The organism is Methylobacterium sp. 17Sr1-1, from assembly GCF_003173775.1.
In the GTDB taxonomy this organism is placed as follows: Bacteria; Pseudomonadota; Alphaproteobacteria; order Rhizobiales; family Beijerinckiaceae; genus Methylobacterium.
On sequence record NZ_CP029552.1, the window covers coordinates 4,471,178 to 4,485,343 of the forward strand.

The following is a 14,166-nucleotide window of genomic DNA, read 5'->3' on the forward strand; positions in this document are numbered from 1 at the left end:
ACCTTCATCTTGCGCTCATCGTTCGTGAGGCACATCTCTCGTGCACAGCCCACCATAGTGTCTTGCCGGACCGTCCGGCCGGAGCATCCGCCATGTGCGTCATCGCACATCCAACCCAGACAACCCCCATCACGGTCGCCGGCATGACAACGAGGGGTCCTCTCATGGAAGCCGGTCTGACGCTCCGGTTCTGGGGCGTCAGGGGGTCGACCTGTGCCTCCGGTCCGGAATTCGTGGAATTCGGCGGACATACCCCCTGCGTCGAGGTCCGCTGCGGCGAGCGGCTGTTCGTGATCGATGCCGGCACCGGCATCAACGCCTTCGGCGCACATCACCGCGACCGGCTGCCCCAGCGGGTCGACCTGCTCCTGAGCCACCTCCATCTCGACCATGTCGGCGGCCTGCCGTTCATGAAGCCGGCGGTGCTCGATCCCTCGCGCGAGATTCACACCTGGTGCGGCAACCTCGACGGCGCGAGCGCCGCCGAGCCCCTCGACCGGCTGTTCTCGCCGCCGCTCTTCCCGATCACCCTCGACGTGCTGCCCGCCCGCTTCGTCCATCACGGCTTCAGGGCCGGCGAGAGCCTGACCTTCCCGGACGGCGCCGTCGTCGACACCATCCCCCTCGAGCATCCCCAGGGCGCCACCGGCTACCGCTTCCGCCATGGCGGCCGCAGCGCCTGCTACATCAGCGACCTGGAGCATTCCGAGCCCTGGCCCGATCCGGCCCTGCTCGACTTCGTGCGCGGCGCGGACCTCGTGATCTACGACGGCATGTTCACGCAGGGCGAGTACCCGGCCTGCCGCGGCTGGGGTCACTCGACCTGGCAGAAGGGCGTCGAGCTGTGCCGCGCCGGCGATGTCGGGCGGCTCGCCATCGTGCACCTCTATCCCCAGCACACCGACGCGCTGCTGCGCGACCTCGAGGGCCAGATGCAGGCCGACATGCCCGGCGCCTTCGTCGCCCGCGAGCGGCAGGAGATCACCTTCGCGGCGGTCGCGGCGGAGAGTTCGCGGCGCCGGCGGGTCGCGCGGGTGGCGGCCGTCGCCTGAGAGCCTGTTCGAGCCGAACAGCCATTCCCGAACCCTCGACGTCATCCCGGGGCCGCGCAGCGGAACCCTGGATAACCGCGAGGGTGTCACTTGAAGGAGAATCATCGCGGCTCGCTCACGCGAGGCAATGCCCCGCGCAAGGCACCTCAGAACGCCGCGGCGGCCCAGCCCGAGAGCAGCCCGGCGCCGAGCACCAGCACGAAGGCGGCGGCCCACAATTCGAGCACGCCGACCGCGATCGCGCCGCCCTGGCCGCGGCCGCCGGCGAGCCTGAGCGCCAGGGCCTTGGCGAAGACCGCGAGCGCCGCCAGCACCCCTGTGGTGAGCGCGGTGCCGAGTGCCATCGCGAGCGTCGCGGCCACGCCGGCCCACAGGATGCCCTGCGACAGGGCGAAGACCAGCACCAGCACCGCGCCGGCACAGGGCCGGGTTCCGGCGGCCAGCACCACGCCGGCCTGCTCGCGCCAGCCCGCCAGGCGCTCCACCCTGGTGCCGTCGGCGAGACCCGCATGGCCGCAATCGGGCCCGCAGGCCGGCCCCGCCTCGCGGTTGAGGAGCCGGGCGAGCTGGCCGGCCTTGCGCCAGGTCACCGCCGCCCCGAGGAAAGCCACGCAGGCGAAGCCCGCGGTCTCGATCACCGTGCCGGCCTGGTTGAGGCCGGCGGCAGTCAGGCGCAGCAGCACCGCGCCGCCGCCGACCAGCGCCAGGGCGACCACGGCCTGAAGGAGCGCCGCAAGCAGGCTCAGGGCGAAGCCGCGCTTCAGGGCGCGTTCGCCCGCCATCAGGTAGCCGGCGATCACCGCCTTGCCGTGGCCCGGCCCGGCGGCGTGCAGGACTCCATACGTAAATCCGAGGCCGATCAGCGTCAGGGTGCCGTCGCGCCCGGCCTTGACCGCCGACACCGCCGCCTGGAGCGCCCGGGAGAAGCCGGCCTGCATCGCGAGCAGCCAGGCGCCGAGGCTGGTGGCGCCGGTGGGCGCCGCCTCGCGAAAGCCGATGCCGAAGGGCGAGCGCGGCGGCGCCCGGAAGCCCGGCGCCAGGAGCCCGAGCAGGCCTGCGAGCACGAGAGCGGCGGCCAGGACCGCGAGCGCCGCGAGGCCGAGCCGCTGCAGGCCGCGGGAGGGGGGCGTGAGGCTGAGCGTGCTCAGCATGCGACGACGATCCGGTTGGCGAACTGCACCCCGTAGGTCGAGGCGGCGGTCATCGCCTCGAAGAACGCCTCCGACATGCCGGTCGCCGCGGGGGCCGGGGCGGCGCTCTTCGGCCGATGCGCCGTGGCGCGGCAACTGGCCGGGGCGCCCTTGAGCGTCGCGAAGCCGTCGCCATCGGCGAGGCTGAAGGCGACGAAGTAGGTCGGGTCGAAGACCTCGAGCGAGGCGGTACCGGCGACCGGTGCTTTGAGCGGCAGGGTGAAGCGCAAGGTGAGCTGCCCGTCGGCGAAGGTCATCGCCGGATCGGCCGCTTTGCCGAGATCCTGCTTGCGGCCGTCGACCTTCAGGAGCGTGAAGTAGCCCTGCTCGCCGAGATTCTCGGCGTTGTCGCGGGCGAGCGCCGCCAGGGCCGCCGGGTTCACCGGCCCGGTCGGCGACTGGCCGAGGCCCTGGATCGCGAAGGCGGAATAGGTCGGGTCGAAGGTCCAGGCGTGGCGCACCGCCCGCAACGCCCCGTCCGGCCCGTAATCGAGCTCGGCCCTCGTGGTGATCCAGACATGCGGATGCGCGAGCGCCGGAGTCGCCGCGACGAGCACGGCCCCGGAGACGAGGAACGGGAGGAGCGGGAGGCGATACGGGCGCGGCATGACGCTTCGTCCTTCGGCGGTGCTCGCCCCTCGTGGTGAACCGGCGGCGACGCGCGGCGCCGTCCGGTGCGCACTGGTCCCGCCGCATTGCGGCGGGAGCGGGGCGGGCGCCGCCGGTTTGCCCCTCCCCGCCTCTTCTGCCACTCCAGGCGGCGTCACACACGCGGGAGCACCCGGCATGAAGGACTTTCCGGCCGCCTACCAGGTTAGCGAGGGCTCGGCCCTGTCGGTCGACCGGCCGTTCTACGAGCGGATCGCCGCCGAGACCGGCGGGCGCACCCTCGTCGACGCGTTCACCATCCCGATCCGCACCGGGCGGGCCTGGAGCGTGCCGGCCGGCCACGTCTTCCGCGTCGTGGCGCCCGAGGGGCCGCAGGTCGGCGACCTCAACATCTGGAACCGGCACGACCCGCGCGAGCGGCTGTGGGCGGCGCGCACCCGCCAGCTCCAGGGCGCGCACGTCACCACCTTCGACCGGCTGTGGTCGACCCTGCCGTTCCTGCGCCCGCTGGTCACGATCACGGCCGACAGCTTGAGCCATTACGGCACCGACGAGTATGGCGGCCGGGTCCACGACCTGCTCGGCACCCGCTGCGACCCCTACGTCAACAAGCTGCTCACCGGCCAGGACTTCCACTTCCACTGCCACTCGAACCTCGTCCGCGCGGTGATGCCGTTCGGCCTGACCGAGTTCGACGTGCACGACGTGCTCAACGTGTTCCAGGTCACCGGCCTCAACCACGACGACCTGTACTTCATGCGCGACTGCCCGGCGCAGGCCGGCGACTACCTCGAATTCTTCGCCGAGATCGACCTGCTCTGCGCCCTCTCGACCTGCCCGGGCGGCGACCTCTCGGTGCCGCTCTGGGGCCCCGACGCCCGCGACCCGATCGACGTCTGCCGGCCCTTGGGCGTGGAGATCTACCGGCTGGCGCCGGAACTGACGGAGGGCTGGCAGAGCCCTGAAGTCGCGCCCTATCGCGGCCAGCACGGGCTGCGGCCCGAGAAAGGCTGGTGGGACAAGGCCTAGATCTACCGCAGCGGCAGCGCCAGGCAGACCGCCAGCAGGATCACCGTGTAGGCCACGGCCCGGAAAACCCGGTCGGAGGCGAGGCGAAAGCCGTGCGATCCGACCGCGAGGCCGAGTCCGTAGGGCAGGAGAAGCGGCAGGGCCTCGGCGAAGCGGGGGCCCGACAGCACCCCGGTCGCCGTGAACACCACGCCCGACACCAGGGTCGAGAGGCCGAAATAGGCCATCAGGTTGCCGCGCACCTGTCCGGCCGAGGCGCGCTGGCTGGCGAGCCAGAAGACGGCCAGCGGCATGCCGCCCAAAGCGGCAAAGCCGCTCGCCAGCCCCGAGGCGCCGCCGGTGGCGAGGGAGAGCGGCAGCGAGGGCACGCCGCGGTAGCGCCAGCCCGAGACCAGGGCGGCGAGCGCCAGCAGGATCGCCCCGGCGGTGATCCAGCGGGTGACGCCGGGGTCGAGCCGCGTGAGGAGCCAGGCGCCGACCGGCAGCAGGAGCGTGGAGCCGACGAGCAGCGGGATCACCTCGCCCCAGGTCGCCCGCCGGGCGGAGCGGGCGCCGAACCACAGCGAGAACGGCGCGTCGACGACCCAGATCAGCCCGACCGCCGCCGCCGGCCCGACCGCGGCGGCGGCGATCGGCACGAACACCATCGCGAAGCCGAAGCCGGTGAAGCCGCGCACCAGCCCGCCGACCAGGGCGGCGAGGAACAGGGTGGCGGCCCGGGCATCGAGAGGCAGGAGCGCGGCGAGAGCAGGCGGCATGATGCCACCACGCTGCCACGGCTACGGTTCGTCAAGATGTCGGCCGCAAGAGTGTCCGCGCGCGTTCACGGAACGTCCCGCGGTGGCGGCGGCGCCGTTTCCCGGCTACGGAGGCGGCGCCCTTCGCGCCGGGACGGTTTCGCGGCATGATGCGGGCGCCGCCTGCACCCACGGCAAGGACTTTCGAGCGGCGATGAGCGAACCGATCCGCATCCTCGGCATCGATCCGGGCCTGCGCCGCACCGGCTGGGGCCTGATCACCGTCACGGGCACCCGCCTCGCCTTCGTGGCGAGCGGCACCGTGACCTCGAACGGCGACGACGACCTCGCCACCCGCCTGCGCACCCTGCACGAGGGCCTGACCAAGGTCGTCGCCACGCTTGCCCCCGACGAGGCGGCGGTCGAGGAGACCTTCGTCAACAAGGACGCCCAGGCGACCCTGAAGCTCGGCCATGCCCGCGCCGTCGCCCTGCTGGTGCCGGCTTTGGCCGGCCTGCCGGTGGCGGAATACGCCGCCAACCTGGTGAAGAAGACGGTGGTCGGCGCCGGCCACGCCGAGAAGGACCAGGTCGGCGCCATGGTGCGCTTCCTCCTGCCGAAGGCCACCGCCGACACCGCGGACGCCGCCGACGCACTCGCCATCGCCATCACCCATGCGAGCCACCGGGCGGCACGGGCCCGGGCGGCGACGCAGGCCGCAGCAGTGGGGCCGGGGGCGGCGCGGATCGCCCGGGCGGTGGCGCGGGGATAGAACGCAGATGGAAGCTTGGCGGTGATGGAAGCTTGGCGGTGACAGAGTTCGAAGATGGTCCTGAAGGGTGGCTGCGTCGCGCGCCGGCTGCTAGATCGGAGCCATGCGCGGTCTATCCGATTGGCTCGGCGGCCGAAGGTCGTCCGGACGGCATGGCGATGGCGGAGCCGAGCGGCCCGATGGAGCCGCCGGCGATCCCTATGCCCTTCTCTCCGTCCGGCTCGGCGATTACCCGCCCGACACGCCGCTCCACCGCGGTGATCACCGGGGGCTGACACGGGAGCAGCGCGCCGAGAACTTGGCCCAGTTCCTGGCCCGCGACGCCGACCGGATCGCCGTCCTCGTCTCCCGGCTCGCCCGTGAAGGGCTCGACGGGGCCGCCGTGCTGAAGGGCGACGAAGCGGCGCTGGTCGAGGGGCGACGGATCGATGCGTGGCTGGCCGGCTGGGTCCCGCATCGCCCCTTCGATCCCGTACTGGGCGACGTCGAGGTCAACGCACCGCGTGCTCGCTGGTTCGCGAGCGACCGCGCGGGTGCGGATCTCGTGTTCAGCTTCATCTCCGATCTGGCACGACTCAACGCCGCGGCCATCGCCGCGGCCGATCCGTTGTTTTCATGGGCGGTCGTCGAGGACGCGCTGGACGGTGCGATCACCGGCGGCCCGGTCGACAACCCCCGGGGGGAGCCGAGCGACCGGCGTTACCACCTCTGCCTCGTCAGGGACGCTTTCGACGGCTCGGTGCCGGTCGTCCTCGACGTGCCGCTCGCGGTGCTCGGCCTGGTGCATGGGCGCATGTCGCCGCTCGGTCTACCGGTGTCGGCGGAGTTCCCGATCGGGTTGCAGGCGATCCGGTCCGGCGCGTACGCTCGGACGTGACCGGACCGGCCACCGTCGGGCTATCGAAGCGATCCCCGGGGGATTCGAAAACGCGGTCTGCCCGGGGCGCAGGTGAAGCGGATCAACCTCCACCGGTCTCCGTCACGCCGTAGCGCCGGTCGGGTCGGGACGTTTCACAGGCTTCGCAGAATGGCGGCCGCTACCGCGGCGAATCCCGCGTCGCGGTGGAAACCCGGCGGGCTCGCCCCCCTTGCAAGCCCGCCGAGCGCCCCTCAGCGCCCGCCGCCCACGAACGACACGATGGCTGCGGTCGAGGCGCCCGGAATAGGTCGAGAGGGTGCCGGCGAGGCCCCGCACCGCGTCGGCGAGGTCGCCGGTCTGCGTCGCCGGTGGCGGCCTGGATCGTGGCGGCCTGCCGGGTGATCTGGTCCATCGCCCGGGCGGTCTGGCCGGCGAGCTCCTTGACCTCGGCGGCCACCACCGCGAAGCCGTGTCCCGCCGCACCGGCCCGCGCCGCCTCGATCGCGGCGTCCAGCGCCAGGAGGTTGGTCCGGCTGGCGATGGGCTTGATCATGGCCGCCACTGCATCTCGCCCGTCCGCGGAGGCGGACCGCCGCACCCTGCGGACGGCGCGAGCAGGCTTGTCTTAAAAAACGATCGTTCGTATGAATGGGGAAAATCCGAGGGAGGGCGCCGATGATCCCGAACGCCGCGCGTGAGTTCAATTTCGGCCTGGGCGAGACCGCCGAGGCGATCCGCGACAGCGTGCGCAGCTTCGCGCAGGACAGGATCGCGCCGCGGGCCGAGGAGATCGACCGCACCAACACCTTCCCGCGCGACCTCTGGCCCGAGATGGGGGCGCTCGGCCTCCACGGCATCACGGTCGAGGAGGAGTACGGGGGCCTCGGCCTCGGCTACCTCGCCCATTGCGTGGCGATGGAGGAGGTGTCGCGGGCCTCGGCCTCGGTCGGCCTGTCCTACGGCGCGCACTCGAATTTGTGCGTCAACCAGATCCGCCGCAACGGCTCGGACGCGCAGAAGCGCAAGTACCTGCCGAAGCTCATCTCCGGCGAGCATGTCGGGGCGCTCGCCATGTCGGAGCCGGGCGCCGGCTCGGACGTGGTGTCGATGCGCACCCGCGCCGAGAAGAAGGGCGACCGCTACGTCCTGACCGGCTCGAAGATGTGGATCACCAACGGTCCCGTGGCCGAGACCCTGGTGGTCTACGCCAAGACCGATCCGGGGGCGGGTTCGCGCGGCATCACCGCCTTCCTGGTCGAGAAGGGCATGAAGGGCTTTTCGACAGCCCAGAAGCTCGACAAGCTCGGCATGCGCGGCTCGGATACCTGCGAACTGGTCTTCGAGGAGTGCGAGATTCCGGAAGAGAACGTGCTCGGCCAGGTCGGCCGCGGCGTCAACGTGCTGATGTCGGGCCTCGACTACGAGCGGGCGGTGCTCGCCGCCGGACCGCTCGGCATCATGCAGGCCTGCCTCGACGTGGTGATGCCCTACATCCACGAGCGCAAGCAGTTCGGCCAGCCGATCGGCGAGTTCCAGCTCGTCCAGGGCAAGCTCGCCGACATGTACGTCTCGACCAACGCCGCCAAGGCCTACGTCTATGCGGTGGCGCAGGCCTGCGACCGCGGCGAGACCACCCGCGAGGACGCCGCCGGCGCGATCCTCTACGCCGCCGAGCGGGCGACGCAATGCGCGCTGGACGCGATCCAGCTTCTCGGCGGCAACGGCTACATCAACGACTACCCGACCGGGCGGCTCCTGCGCGACGCCAAGCTCTACGAGATCGGCGCCGGCACCAGCGAGATCCGCCGGATGCTGATCGGCCGCGAGCTCTTCACGAAGTCCGCCTGAGGTCGAGCCCGATGCCGGTCATCCCCACCAGCGCCGACCTCGCCTCAGGGGCGGCGGAGCAGAACCGCGCCGCCTGGGGCGAGCTGCGCCAAGCCCTCAAGGCCCACCGCGCCAAGGCCGCCGCCGGCGGGCCGGAGCGCGCCCGCGAGCGCCACGTCGCCCGCGGCAAGCTCCTGCCGCGCGACCGGGTCCTGCGCCTGCTCGATCCGGGCTCGCCCTTCCTCGAGGTCGGGGCGCTCGCCGCGAACGGGATGTACGGCGACGACATCCACGCCGCCGGCCTCATCACCGGCATCGGCCGGGTGGCGGGCCGCGAGGTGATGGTGGTCTGCAACGACGCCACCATCAAGGGCGGCACCTACTACCCGCTCACCGTCAAGAAGCACCTGCGGGCGCAGGAGATCGCGCTCCAGAACCGCCTGCCCTGCCTCTATCTGGTCGATTCCGGCGGCGCCAACCTGCCGCAGCAGACCGAAGTCTTTCCCGACCGCGAGCATTTCGGCCGCATCTTCTACAACCAGGCGCAGATGTCGGCCGCCGGCATCCCGCAGATCGCCTGCGTGATGGGCTCCTGCACCGCCGGCGGCGCCTACGTGCCGGCGATGTCGGACGAGAGCGTGATCGTGCGCCGCCAGGGCACGATCTTCCTCGGCGGCCCGCCGCTGGTGAAGGCCGCGACCGGCGAGGTGGTGAGCGCCGAGGATCTCGGCGGCGCCGACGTCCATGCCCGGCTGTCGGGCGTGGCCGACCATTACGCCACCGACGATGCCCACGCGCTCGCGATCCTGCGCCGCATCGTCGGCGGCCTCAACACCGTCAAGCGCCCGGACCTCGACATCGCGGCCCCCGTCGATCCGGCCTACGACGTCTCCGACCTCGACGCCCTGGTGCCGACCGACCTGCGCAAGCAGTACGACGCCCGCGAGCTGATCGGCCGCCTCGTCGACGGCTCGGAATTCGACGAGTTCAAGCGACTCTACGGCACCACGCTCGTCACGGGCTTTGCCCGCCTGCACGGCATGCCGGTCGGGATCCTGGCCAATAACGGCATCCTCTACTCGGAGAGCGCGCTCAAGGGCGCGCACTTCATCGAGCTGTGCTGCCAGCGCCGGATCCCCCTGGTCTTCCTCCAGAACATCTCCGGCTTCATGGTCGGGCGCGAGGTCGAGGCCGGCGGCATCGCCAAGAACGGCGCCAAGCTCGTCACGGCCGTCGCCACCGCGGCGGTGCCGAAGCTCACGCTGATCGTCGGCGGCTCCTACGGGGCGGGCAATTACGGCATGTGCGGCCGGGCCTATTCGCCCCGCTTCCTGTTCGCCTGGCCGAATTCGCGCATCTCGGTGATGGGCGCCGAACAGGCGGCCAGCGTGCTCGCCACCGTCCGCCGCGACAACATCGAGGCCGGCGGCGGTGCCTGGAGCCCGGAGGAGGAGGAGGCGTTCAAGGCGCCGATCCGCGCCGGGTTCGAGGAGGAGGGCTCGCCCTACTACGCCACCGCGCGGCTGTGGGACGACGGCATCATCCTGCCGGAGGAGACGCGCCGGGTGCTCGCCCTCTCGCTCTCCGCCTGCCTCAACGCGCCGGTGCCGGAGACCCGGTTCGGCCTGTTCCGGATGTGAGGACGCCATGACCACTCGCCGCCTCGCCTCCGTCCTCATCGCCAATCGCGGCGAGATCGCCTGCCGGGTGATCCGCACCGCCAAGGCCCTCGGGATGCGCACCATCGCGGTCCATTCCGAGGCCGACCGCGACGCGCTGCACGTCGCCCTCGCCGACGAGGCCCACTGCATCGGCCCGGCCGCGGCCGCCGAGTCGTACCTTCGCATCGACCGCATCATCGCGGCCGCCCGGGCGAGCGGAGCCGAGTGCATCCATCCGGGCTACGGCTTCCTCTCCGAGCGGCCGGACTTCGCGGAGGCCTGCGCGCAGGCCGGCATCGTCTTCGTCGGTCCCCCGGCCTCGGCCATCCGCGCCATGGGCCTCAAGGACGCCGCCAAGGCCCTCGTGGCGGAAGCCGGCGTGCCGGTGGTGCCGGGCTATCACGGCGCCCGCCAGGATCCGGATTTCCTCGCGGCGGAGGCCGCTGCCATCGGCTACCCCGTCCTCATCAAGGCGGTGGCGGGCGGCGGCGGCAAGGGCATGCGCCGGGTCGAGGGGCCGGAGGGCTTTTCCGATGCCCTCGCCTCCGCCCAGCGCGAGGCCCAGAACGCGTTCGGCGACCCGCGGGTGCTGGTCGAGAAGTATATTTTGTCGCCGCGCCACGTCGAGATCCAGGTGTTCTGCGATGCCCACGGCAACGCCGTGCACCTGTTCGAGCGCGACTGCTCGCTCCAGCGGCGCCACCAGAAGGTGATCGAGGAGGCGCCCGCCCCCGGCATGCCCGAGGCGGTCCGGACGGCCATGGGCCGGGCCGCCGTGGAGGCGGCGAAGGCGGTGGCCTATGTCGGCGCCGGCACGGTCGAGTTCATCGCCGACGGCCGCGAGGGTCTGCGGCCCGACGGCTTCTGGTTCATGGAGATGAACACGCGGCTCCAGGTCGAGCATCCGGTGACCGAGGCGATTACCGGCCACGACCTCGTCGAGTGGCAGTTCCGGGTGGCCTCCGGCGAGACGCTGCCGGTGGGCCAGGACGGGCTGACCATCCACGGCCACGCCGTCGAGGCGCGGCTCTACGCCGAGGACCCGGATCACGGCTTCCTGCCCTCGACCGGACCGTTGCGGGCCCTCGACCTGCCCTCGGGCGACGGCATCCGGGTCGATACCGGGGTGCGCGCGGGCGACCGGGTGACGCCGTTCTACGACCCGATGATCGCCAAGGTGATCGCCCACGGGGCGACCCGGGCGGAGGCCCTCGACCGGCTGGCGCAAGCGCTCGGCCGCACCCGGGTGGCGGGGCCGAAGACCAACGTCGCCTTCCTCAAGGCGCTCGTCGAGGCGCCCGATTTTCGTGAAGGCCGCTTCGACACCGGCTTCATCGACCGCGACCTCGCGACCCTGACCGCCCCGAGCCCGCACCGCGACGCCGCCATCCGCGCCGGCATCCGGGCGCTGGTGGCGCGGGCGACCCCCGCCGTCACCGGCTCGCCCTGGGACGCGGCGGACGGGTTCCAGCTCGGCGAGGCCCGGCGCCAGGTGTTTCCGTTCGCGCTCGAGGGCGAACCGGCCGAGGCCGTGCTGCATTGGGGGGCGTCCGGGCCGAGCGTGGAATACGGTGAGGCGGGCCCCGAGCCCACCGCCCTTGCGGTGATCGACGCGCCGGGCGGCGTGCTGGTGCTCTCCGAGGGCCGCCAGATCGCCCTCTCCCCGCCCGATCCCTTCGCGGTCGATCTCGACCACATCGACCAGGGCGGCACCATCAAGGCGCCGATGCACGGCCGCCTCGTCGCGGTGCTGGTCGCCCCGGGCGACACGGTCGTGCGTGGCCAGCGCCTCGCGGTGGTCGAGGCGATGAAGATGGAGCATGCGCTGACGGCGCCCGCCGACGGCACCGTGGCCGAGGTGGCGGCGGAGGCCGGCCAGCAGGTCGCCGAAGGCGCCCGCCTGATCACCCTGACGACGGAGGACGCCGCGTGAGCACGATCCCGGTCTCGACCCATCCGCGCGGCGGGCTGTACTTCGAGGATTTCGAGGTCGGCGCGACGCTCCGCCATCGCCTCACCCGCACGGTGACGCAGATGGACAACATGCTCTTCTCCAACATGACCCTCAACCCGCAGCCGCTCCACATCGACGCGCATTTCTGCGCCACCGAGACCGAGTGGGGCAAACCGCTGATGAACTCGCTGTTCACCCTCGGGCTGATGATCGGCATCTCGGTCAACGACACCACCGTCGGCACCACGATCGGCAACCTCGGCATGACCGAGACGCGCTTTCCCGCGCCGTTGTTCGAGGGCGACACGGTGAACGTGACGACGGAGGTCGTCGCCAAGCGCGAGTCGCGCTCGCGGCCGGAGGCCGGCATCGTCGAGTTCGTCCACCGCGCCTACAAGCAGGACGGCACGCTGGTGGCCGAGTGCCGCCGCCAGGCGATGATGCGCAAGCGCCCCGCGGCGGAGGCGTGAGCGCCGGCCCGGCTTGCCGGGGCTTACGCCGCGGGTGACATTCCTCCTCCCACCCACGACCTCATCCTGAGGTGCCGGAGCGCAGCGAAGGCCTGGAAGGAGGGCTCCAGCGATCACCGCGGCATCTGGAGCCCTGCTTCCAGGCCCACTGCGTTCGCACCTCAGGATGAGGTCGCGGGTGGGATAAAGTGCACCTCGCAAAACCCCCGCCGCGCTGACGCCGCCACAGCCAGCGACAACGGCGATCGGGAGTTTTGTGAGAGACACTAAGAATAATCGTCAGATCAGACCAGGCAGGCTCCCCGTCATGCGCTCGTTGCTGTTCGTGCCCGGCGACTCCCCCCGCAAGCAGGAGAAGGGTCTGGAGGTCGGGGCCGACGCCCTGATCCTCGACCTGGAGGATTCCGTCGCGCTGGCCGAAAAGCCGAAGGCCCGCGAGGTCGCAGCCGGCTTCCTCGCGCGAATGCGGGACCAGGCCGGCCGGCCAAGGCTCTATGTCCGCGTCAACGCCCTCGACACCGGCCTCACCGAGGACGACCTCGCCGCGGTGATGCCGCACGCCCCCGACGGGATCATGCTGCCCAAGGCGGAGGGCGGTCCCTCGGTGGCGCATCTCGGCGCCCGCCTCGCGGTCCACGAGGCCGAACACGGGTTGCCCGACGGCGCCACCCGCATCCTGCCGATCGCCACCGAGACAGCCCGGGCGGTGTTCGCGCTGTCCACCCTGCCGGGAGCGAGCCCACGGCTTTCCGGCGTCACCTGGGGCGCGGAGGACCTCTCGGCCGACATCGGCGCCGAGACCAACCGGGGGGAGGACGGCGCCTGGAGCGCGCCGTTCGGGCTCGCCCGCAACCTGACCCTGATGGCGGCGGCCGCGGCGGAAGTCGACGCCATCGACACCATCAACGCCCACTTCCGCGATCTCGACGGCCTCGCCCGCGAGTGCCGCGCGGCGCGGCGCGACGGGTTCGTCGGCAAGATGGCGATTCACCCGGCGCAGGTCGCGGTGATCAACGAGGCCTTCACGCCGACGCCGGCCGCGCTCGCCCAGGCGCGGAAGGTCGTGGCGGCCTTCGCCGAAGCGCCGGGCGTCGGCGTCGTCGGGATCGACGGCGAGATGTTCGACCGGCCGCACCTGCGGCGGGCGGAGCGGTTGCTGGCGCGGGTGGGGTGAGATGGTGCGGATGGAGGCGGACGGAGACGCACTCGCCCGGCGCGCCTTGGAAGAACTCGCGGTCGAGGAATTCCAGGCCGGGCGGCTGACCCAGCCCGAGTTGCGCCGCCGCCTCGGCTTCGGCACCCGGATGGCGCTCGACGCTTTCCTCAAGGAGCGCAGTCTCTACGCCGACTACGATCAGGTGGACCTGACGCAGGATCCGCGCGACCTCGATCGCATCGGCCTGTGACGCGCTCTGCGGTCTCCACCCAGCGGGCCCGGCGAGAAAGGAACCGCAGAGTTCAGATCGCAGACAAGGCTGTCTCAGGATGCTCCGAGCGGGGCGACGCTCATCCTGAGCCCGAGCCGGTGCAGCAGGTCGATGACGGCGGCCGGATGCGTCGCCCCCGCCTGCACCTCTCCGCGAGCGAGGCCGCGCGCCCGTGCGACGGCGTCGAGCGCACGAGCGACGAGCGCCGGATCGTCCTCGGCGAGCACCGCTTCGAGGTAGGCGGCGATCCGCTCCGGGCTGTCGAGGTAGTCCGCCGTATCGTAGGGGGTGAGCCGGACGTCTGTCATGATTGTCACCATCGACGTTCAGAGGGCCGCTGCCAAGGAAGTAGACTCTGTAGCAAGGGCCGACATGAACGCGCATCTCGCTCACGCCATCACCGACCGGAGCCACGTCGCCCGGATTCCCGAGCGCCAGCCGGTCGATCCTCCTGGCGATCTGGGCGAATGCCGCCGCATCGCGCAGCCTCGAGAACCACGCCGCAAACTCGGGATGCTGCTGTATGCGCGCCATGACGTTACGGCATCGATGATGCCTCGTGTACCGGGGCTCGGGTTG

14 protein-coding genes and 2 pseudogenes are annotated in these 14,166 nt (G+C 71.8%); 10 read left to right on the forward strand and 6 right to left on the reverse strand.

Annotation, left to right across the window (positions count from 1 at the left end; translation table 11 throughout):
* The first annotated feature begins 164 nt into the window (after window positions 1–164).
* Entirely contained in the window at window positions 165–1,052 is an 888-nt protein-coding gene (locus DK412_RS20200) for an MBL fold metallo-hydrolase (protein ID WP_245447129.1), read from the forward strand.
* Window positions 1,053–1,198: 146 nt separating this feature from the next.
* Here DK412_RS20200 and DK412_RS20205 read toward each other — a convergent pair whose 3' ends face one another.
* A complete protein-coding gene (locus DK412_RS20205; protein WP_109973408.1) occupies window positions 1,199–2,203 on the reverse strand; it encodes a nickel transporter in 1,005 nt (334 codons plus the stop codon).
* Window positions 2,197–2,850, reverse strand: coding sequence for a DUF1007 family protein (locus DK412_RS20210; RefSeq protein WP_109973409.1), 654 nt, complete (start codon window positions 2,848–2,850; stop codon window positions 2,197–2,199). The genes DK412_RS20205 and DK412_RS20210 overlap by 7 nt, the downstream gene beginning before the upstream one ends.
* A 178-nt stretch (window positions 2,851–3,028) precedes the next feature.
* On the opposite strand from DK412_RS20210, the gene DK412_RS20215 reads away from it, so the two are divergent.
* Complete coding sequence (locus tag DK412_RS20215) at window positions 3,029–3,880, forward strand: DUF1989 domain-containing protein (RefSeq protein WP_109973410.1); 852 nt, start codon at window positions 3,029–3,031, stop codon at window positions 3,878–3,880.
* 2 nt (window positions 3,881–3,882) lie between these two features.
* On the opposite strand, the gene DK412_RS20220 is transcribed toward DK412_RS20215, so the two are convergent.
* Window positions 3,883–4,638, reverse strand: coding sequence for a sulfite exporter TauE/SafE family protein (locus DK412_RS20220; RefSeq protein WP_109973411.1), 756 nt, complete (start codon window positions 4,636–4,638; stop codon window positions 3,883–3,885).
* A gap of 193 nt (window positions 4,639–4,831) precedes the next feature.
* On the opposite strand from DK412_RS20220, the gene ruvC reads away from it, so the two are divergent.
* Together ruvC and DK412_RS20230 are read left to right on the forward strand one after the other, a co-directional pair.
* The gene (gene ruvC / locus DK412_RS20225; protein WP_093569881.1) at window positions 4,832–5,389 is read left to right on the forward strand and encodes a crossover junction endodeoxyribonuclease RuvC; all 558 of its coding nucleotides are present in this window, start codon (window positions 4,832–4,834) and stop codon (window positions 5,387–5,389) included.
* 103 nt (window positions 5,390–5,492) lie between these two features.
* Window positions 5,493–6,266, forward strand: coding sequence for a hypothetical protein (locus tag DK412_RS20230; protein WP_204165407.1), 774 nt, complete (start codon window positions 5,493–5,495; stop codon window positions 6,264–6,266).
* A gap of 346 nt (window positions 6,267–6,612) precedes the next feature.
* Here the strand turns inward: DK412_RS20230 and DK412_RS31115 are convergent.
* Window positions 6,613–6,816 (reverse strand): annotated as a pseudogene (locus DK412_RS31115) (methyl-accepting chemotaxis protein); the annotation flags it as partial.
* A gap of 107 nt (window positions 6,817–6,923) precedes the next feature.
* On the opposite strand from DK412_RS31115, the gene DK412_RS20240 reads away from it, so the two are divergent.
* The 6 genes from DK412_RS20240 to DK412_RS20265 all read left to right on the forward strand — a co-directional run bounded on the left by DK412_RS20240 (window position 6,924) and on the right by DK412_RS20265 (window position 13,566).
* On the forward strand, window positions 6,924–8,096 hold the full coding sequence (locus DK412_RS20240; RefSeq protein ID WP_109973413.1) for an isovaleryl-CoA dehydrogenase: 1,173 nt from the start codon (window positions 6,924–6,926) through the stop codon (window positions 8,094–8,096).
* Window positions 8,097–8,107: 11 nt separating this feature from the next.
* Complete coding sequence (locus DK412_RS20245; protein ID WP_109973414.1) at window positions 8,108–9,715, forward strand: carboxyl transferase domain-containing protein; 1,608 nt, start codon at window positions 8,108–8,110, stop codon at window positions 9,713–9,715.
* A 7-nt stretch (window positions 9,716–9,722) separates the two neighbouring features.
* Entirely contained in the window at window positions 9,723–11,669 is a 1,947-nt protein-coding gene (locus DK412_RS20250) for an acetyl/propionyl/methylcrotonyl-CoA carboxylase subunit alpha (RefSeq protein WP_109973415.1), read from the forward strand.
* Window positions 11,666–12,160: a MaoC family dehydratase gene (locus DK412_RS20255; RefSeq protein WP_245447131.1), complete on the forward strand. Its 495-nt coding sequence runs from the start codon at window positions 11,666–11,668 to the stop codon at window positions 12,158–12,160. Before DK412_RS20250 ends, DK412_RS20255 begins: the two co-directional genes overlap by 4 nt.
* Window positions 12,161–12,467: 307 nt before the next feature.
* Complete coding sequence (locus tag DK412_RS20260) at window positions 12,468–13,334, forward strand: CoA ester lyase (protein ID WP_109973416.1); 867 nt, start codon at window positions 12,468–12,470, stop codon at window positions 13,332–13,334.
* A 10-nt stretch (window positions 13,335–13,344) separates the two neighbouring features.
* Window positions 13,345–13,566, forward strand: a complete 222-nt coding sequence (locus DK412_RS20265) for a UPF0175 family protein (RefSeq protein WP_245447133.1) — start codon at window positions 13,345–13,347, stop codon at window positions 13,564–13,566.
* A 74-nt stretch (window positions 13,567–13,640) separates the two neighbouring features.
* Here the strand turns inward: DK412_RS20265 and DK412_RS20270 are convergent, their stop codons facing one another.
* Together DK412_RS20270 and DK412_RS20275 are read right to left on the reverse strand one after the other, a co-directional pair.
* Complete coding sequence (locus DK412_RS20270; protein ID WP_109973418.1) at window positions 13,641–13,895, reverse strand: putative addiction module antidote protein; 255 nt, start codon at window positions 13,893–13,895, stop codon at window positions 13,641–13,643.
* Window positions 13,896–13,983: 88 nt separating this feature from the next.
* Window positions 13,984–14,121 (reverse strand): annotated as a pseudogene (locus DK412_RS20275) (type II toxin-antitoxin system RelE/ParE family toxin); the annotation flags it as partial.
* Between the last annotated feature and the right edge of the window lie 45 nt (window positions 14,122–14,166).

Bases quoted from the DNA above. Each gene is read 5' to 3' on its own strand.
- DK412_RS20200 (WP_245447129.1), top strand. From the start codon at position 165: ATGGAAGCCGGTCTGACGCTCCGGTTCTGGGGCGTCAGGGGGTCGACC.
- DK412_RS20205 (WP_109973408.1), bottom strand. From the start codon at position 2,203: ATGCTGAGCACGCTCAGCCTCACGCCCCCCTCCCGCGGCCTGCAGCGG.
- DK412_RS20210 (WP_109973409.1), bottom strand. From the start codon at position 2,850: ATGCCGCGCCCGTATCGCCTCCCGCTCCTCCCGTTCCTCGTCTCCGGG.
- DK412_RS20215 (WP_109973410.1), top strand. From the start codon at position 3,029: ATGAAGGACTTTCCGGCCGCCTACCAGGTTAGCGAGGGCTCGGCCCTG.
- DK412_RS20220 (WP_109973411.1), bottom strand. From the start codon at position 4,638: ATGCCGCCTGCTCTCGCCGCGCTCCTGCCTCTCGATGCCCGGGCCGCC.
- ruvC (WP_093569881.1), top strand. From the start codon at position 4,832: ATGAGCGAACCGATCCGCATCCTCGGCATCGATCCGGGCCTGCGCCGC.
- DK412_RS20230 (WP_204165407.1), top strand. From the start codon at position 5,493: ATGCGCGGTCTATCCGATTGGCTCGGCGGCCGAAGGTCGTCCGGACGG.
- DK412_RS20240 (WP_109973413.1), top strand. From the start codon at position 6,924: ATGATCCCGAACGCCGCGCGTGAGTTCAATTTCGGCCTGGGCGAGACC.
- DK412_RS20245 (WP_109973414.1), top strand. From the start codon at position 8,108: ATGCCGGTCATCCCCACCAGCGCCGACCTCGCCTCAGGGGCGGCGGAG.
- DK412_RS20250 (WP_109973415.1), top strand. From the start codon at position 9,723: ATGACCACTCGCCGCCTCGCCTCCGTCCTCATCGCCAATCGCGGCGAG.
- DK412_RS20260 (WP_109973416.1), top strand. From the start codon at position 12,468: ATGCGCTCGTTGCTGTTCGTGCCCGGCGACTCCCCCCGCAAGCAGGAG.
- DK412_RS20265 (WP_245447133.1), top strand. From the start codon at position 13,345: ATGGAGGCGGACGGAGACGCACTCGCCCGGCGCGCCTTGGAAGAACTC.
- DK412_RS20270 (WP_109973418.1), bottom strand. From the start codon at position 13,895: ATGACAGACGTCCGGCTCACCCCCTACGATACGGCGGACTACCTCGAC.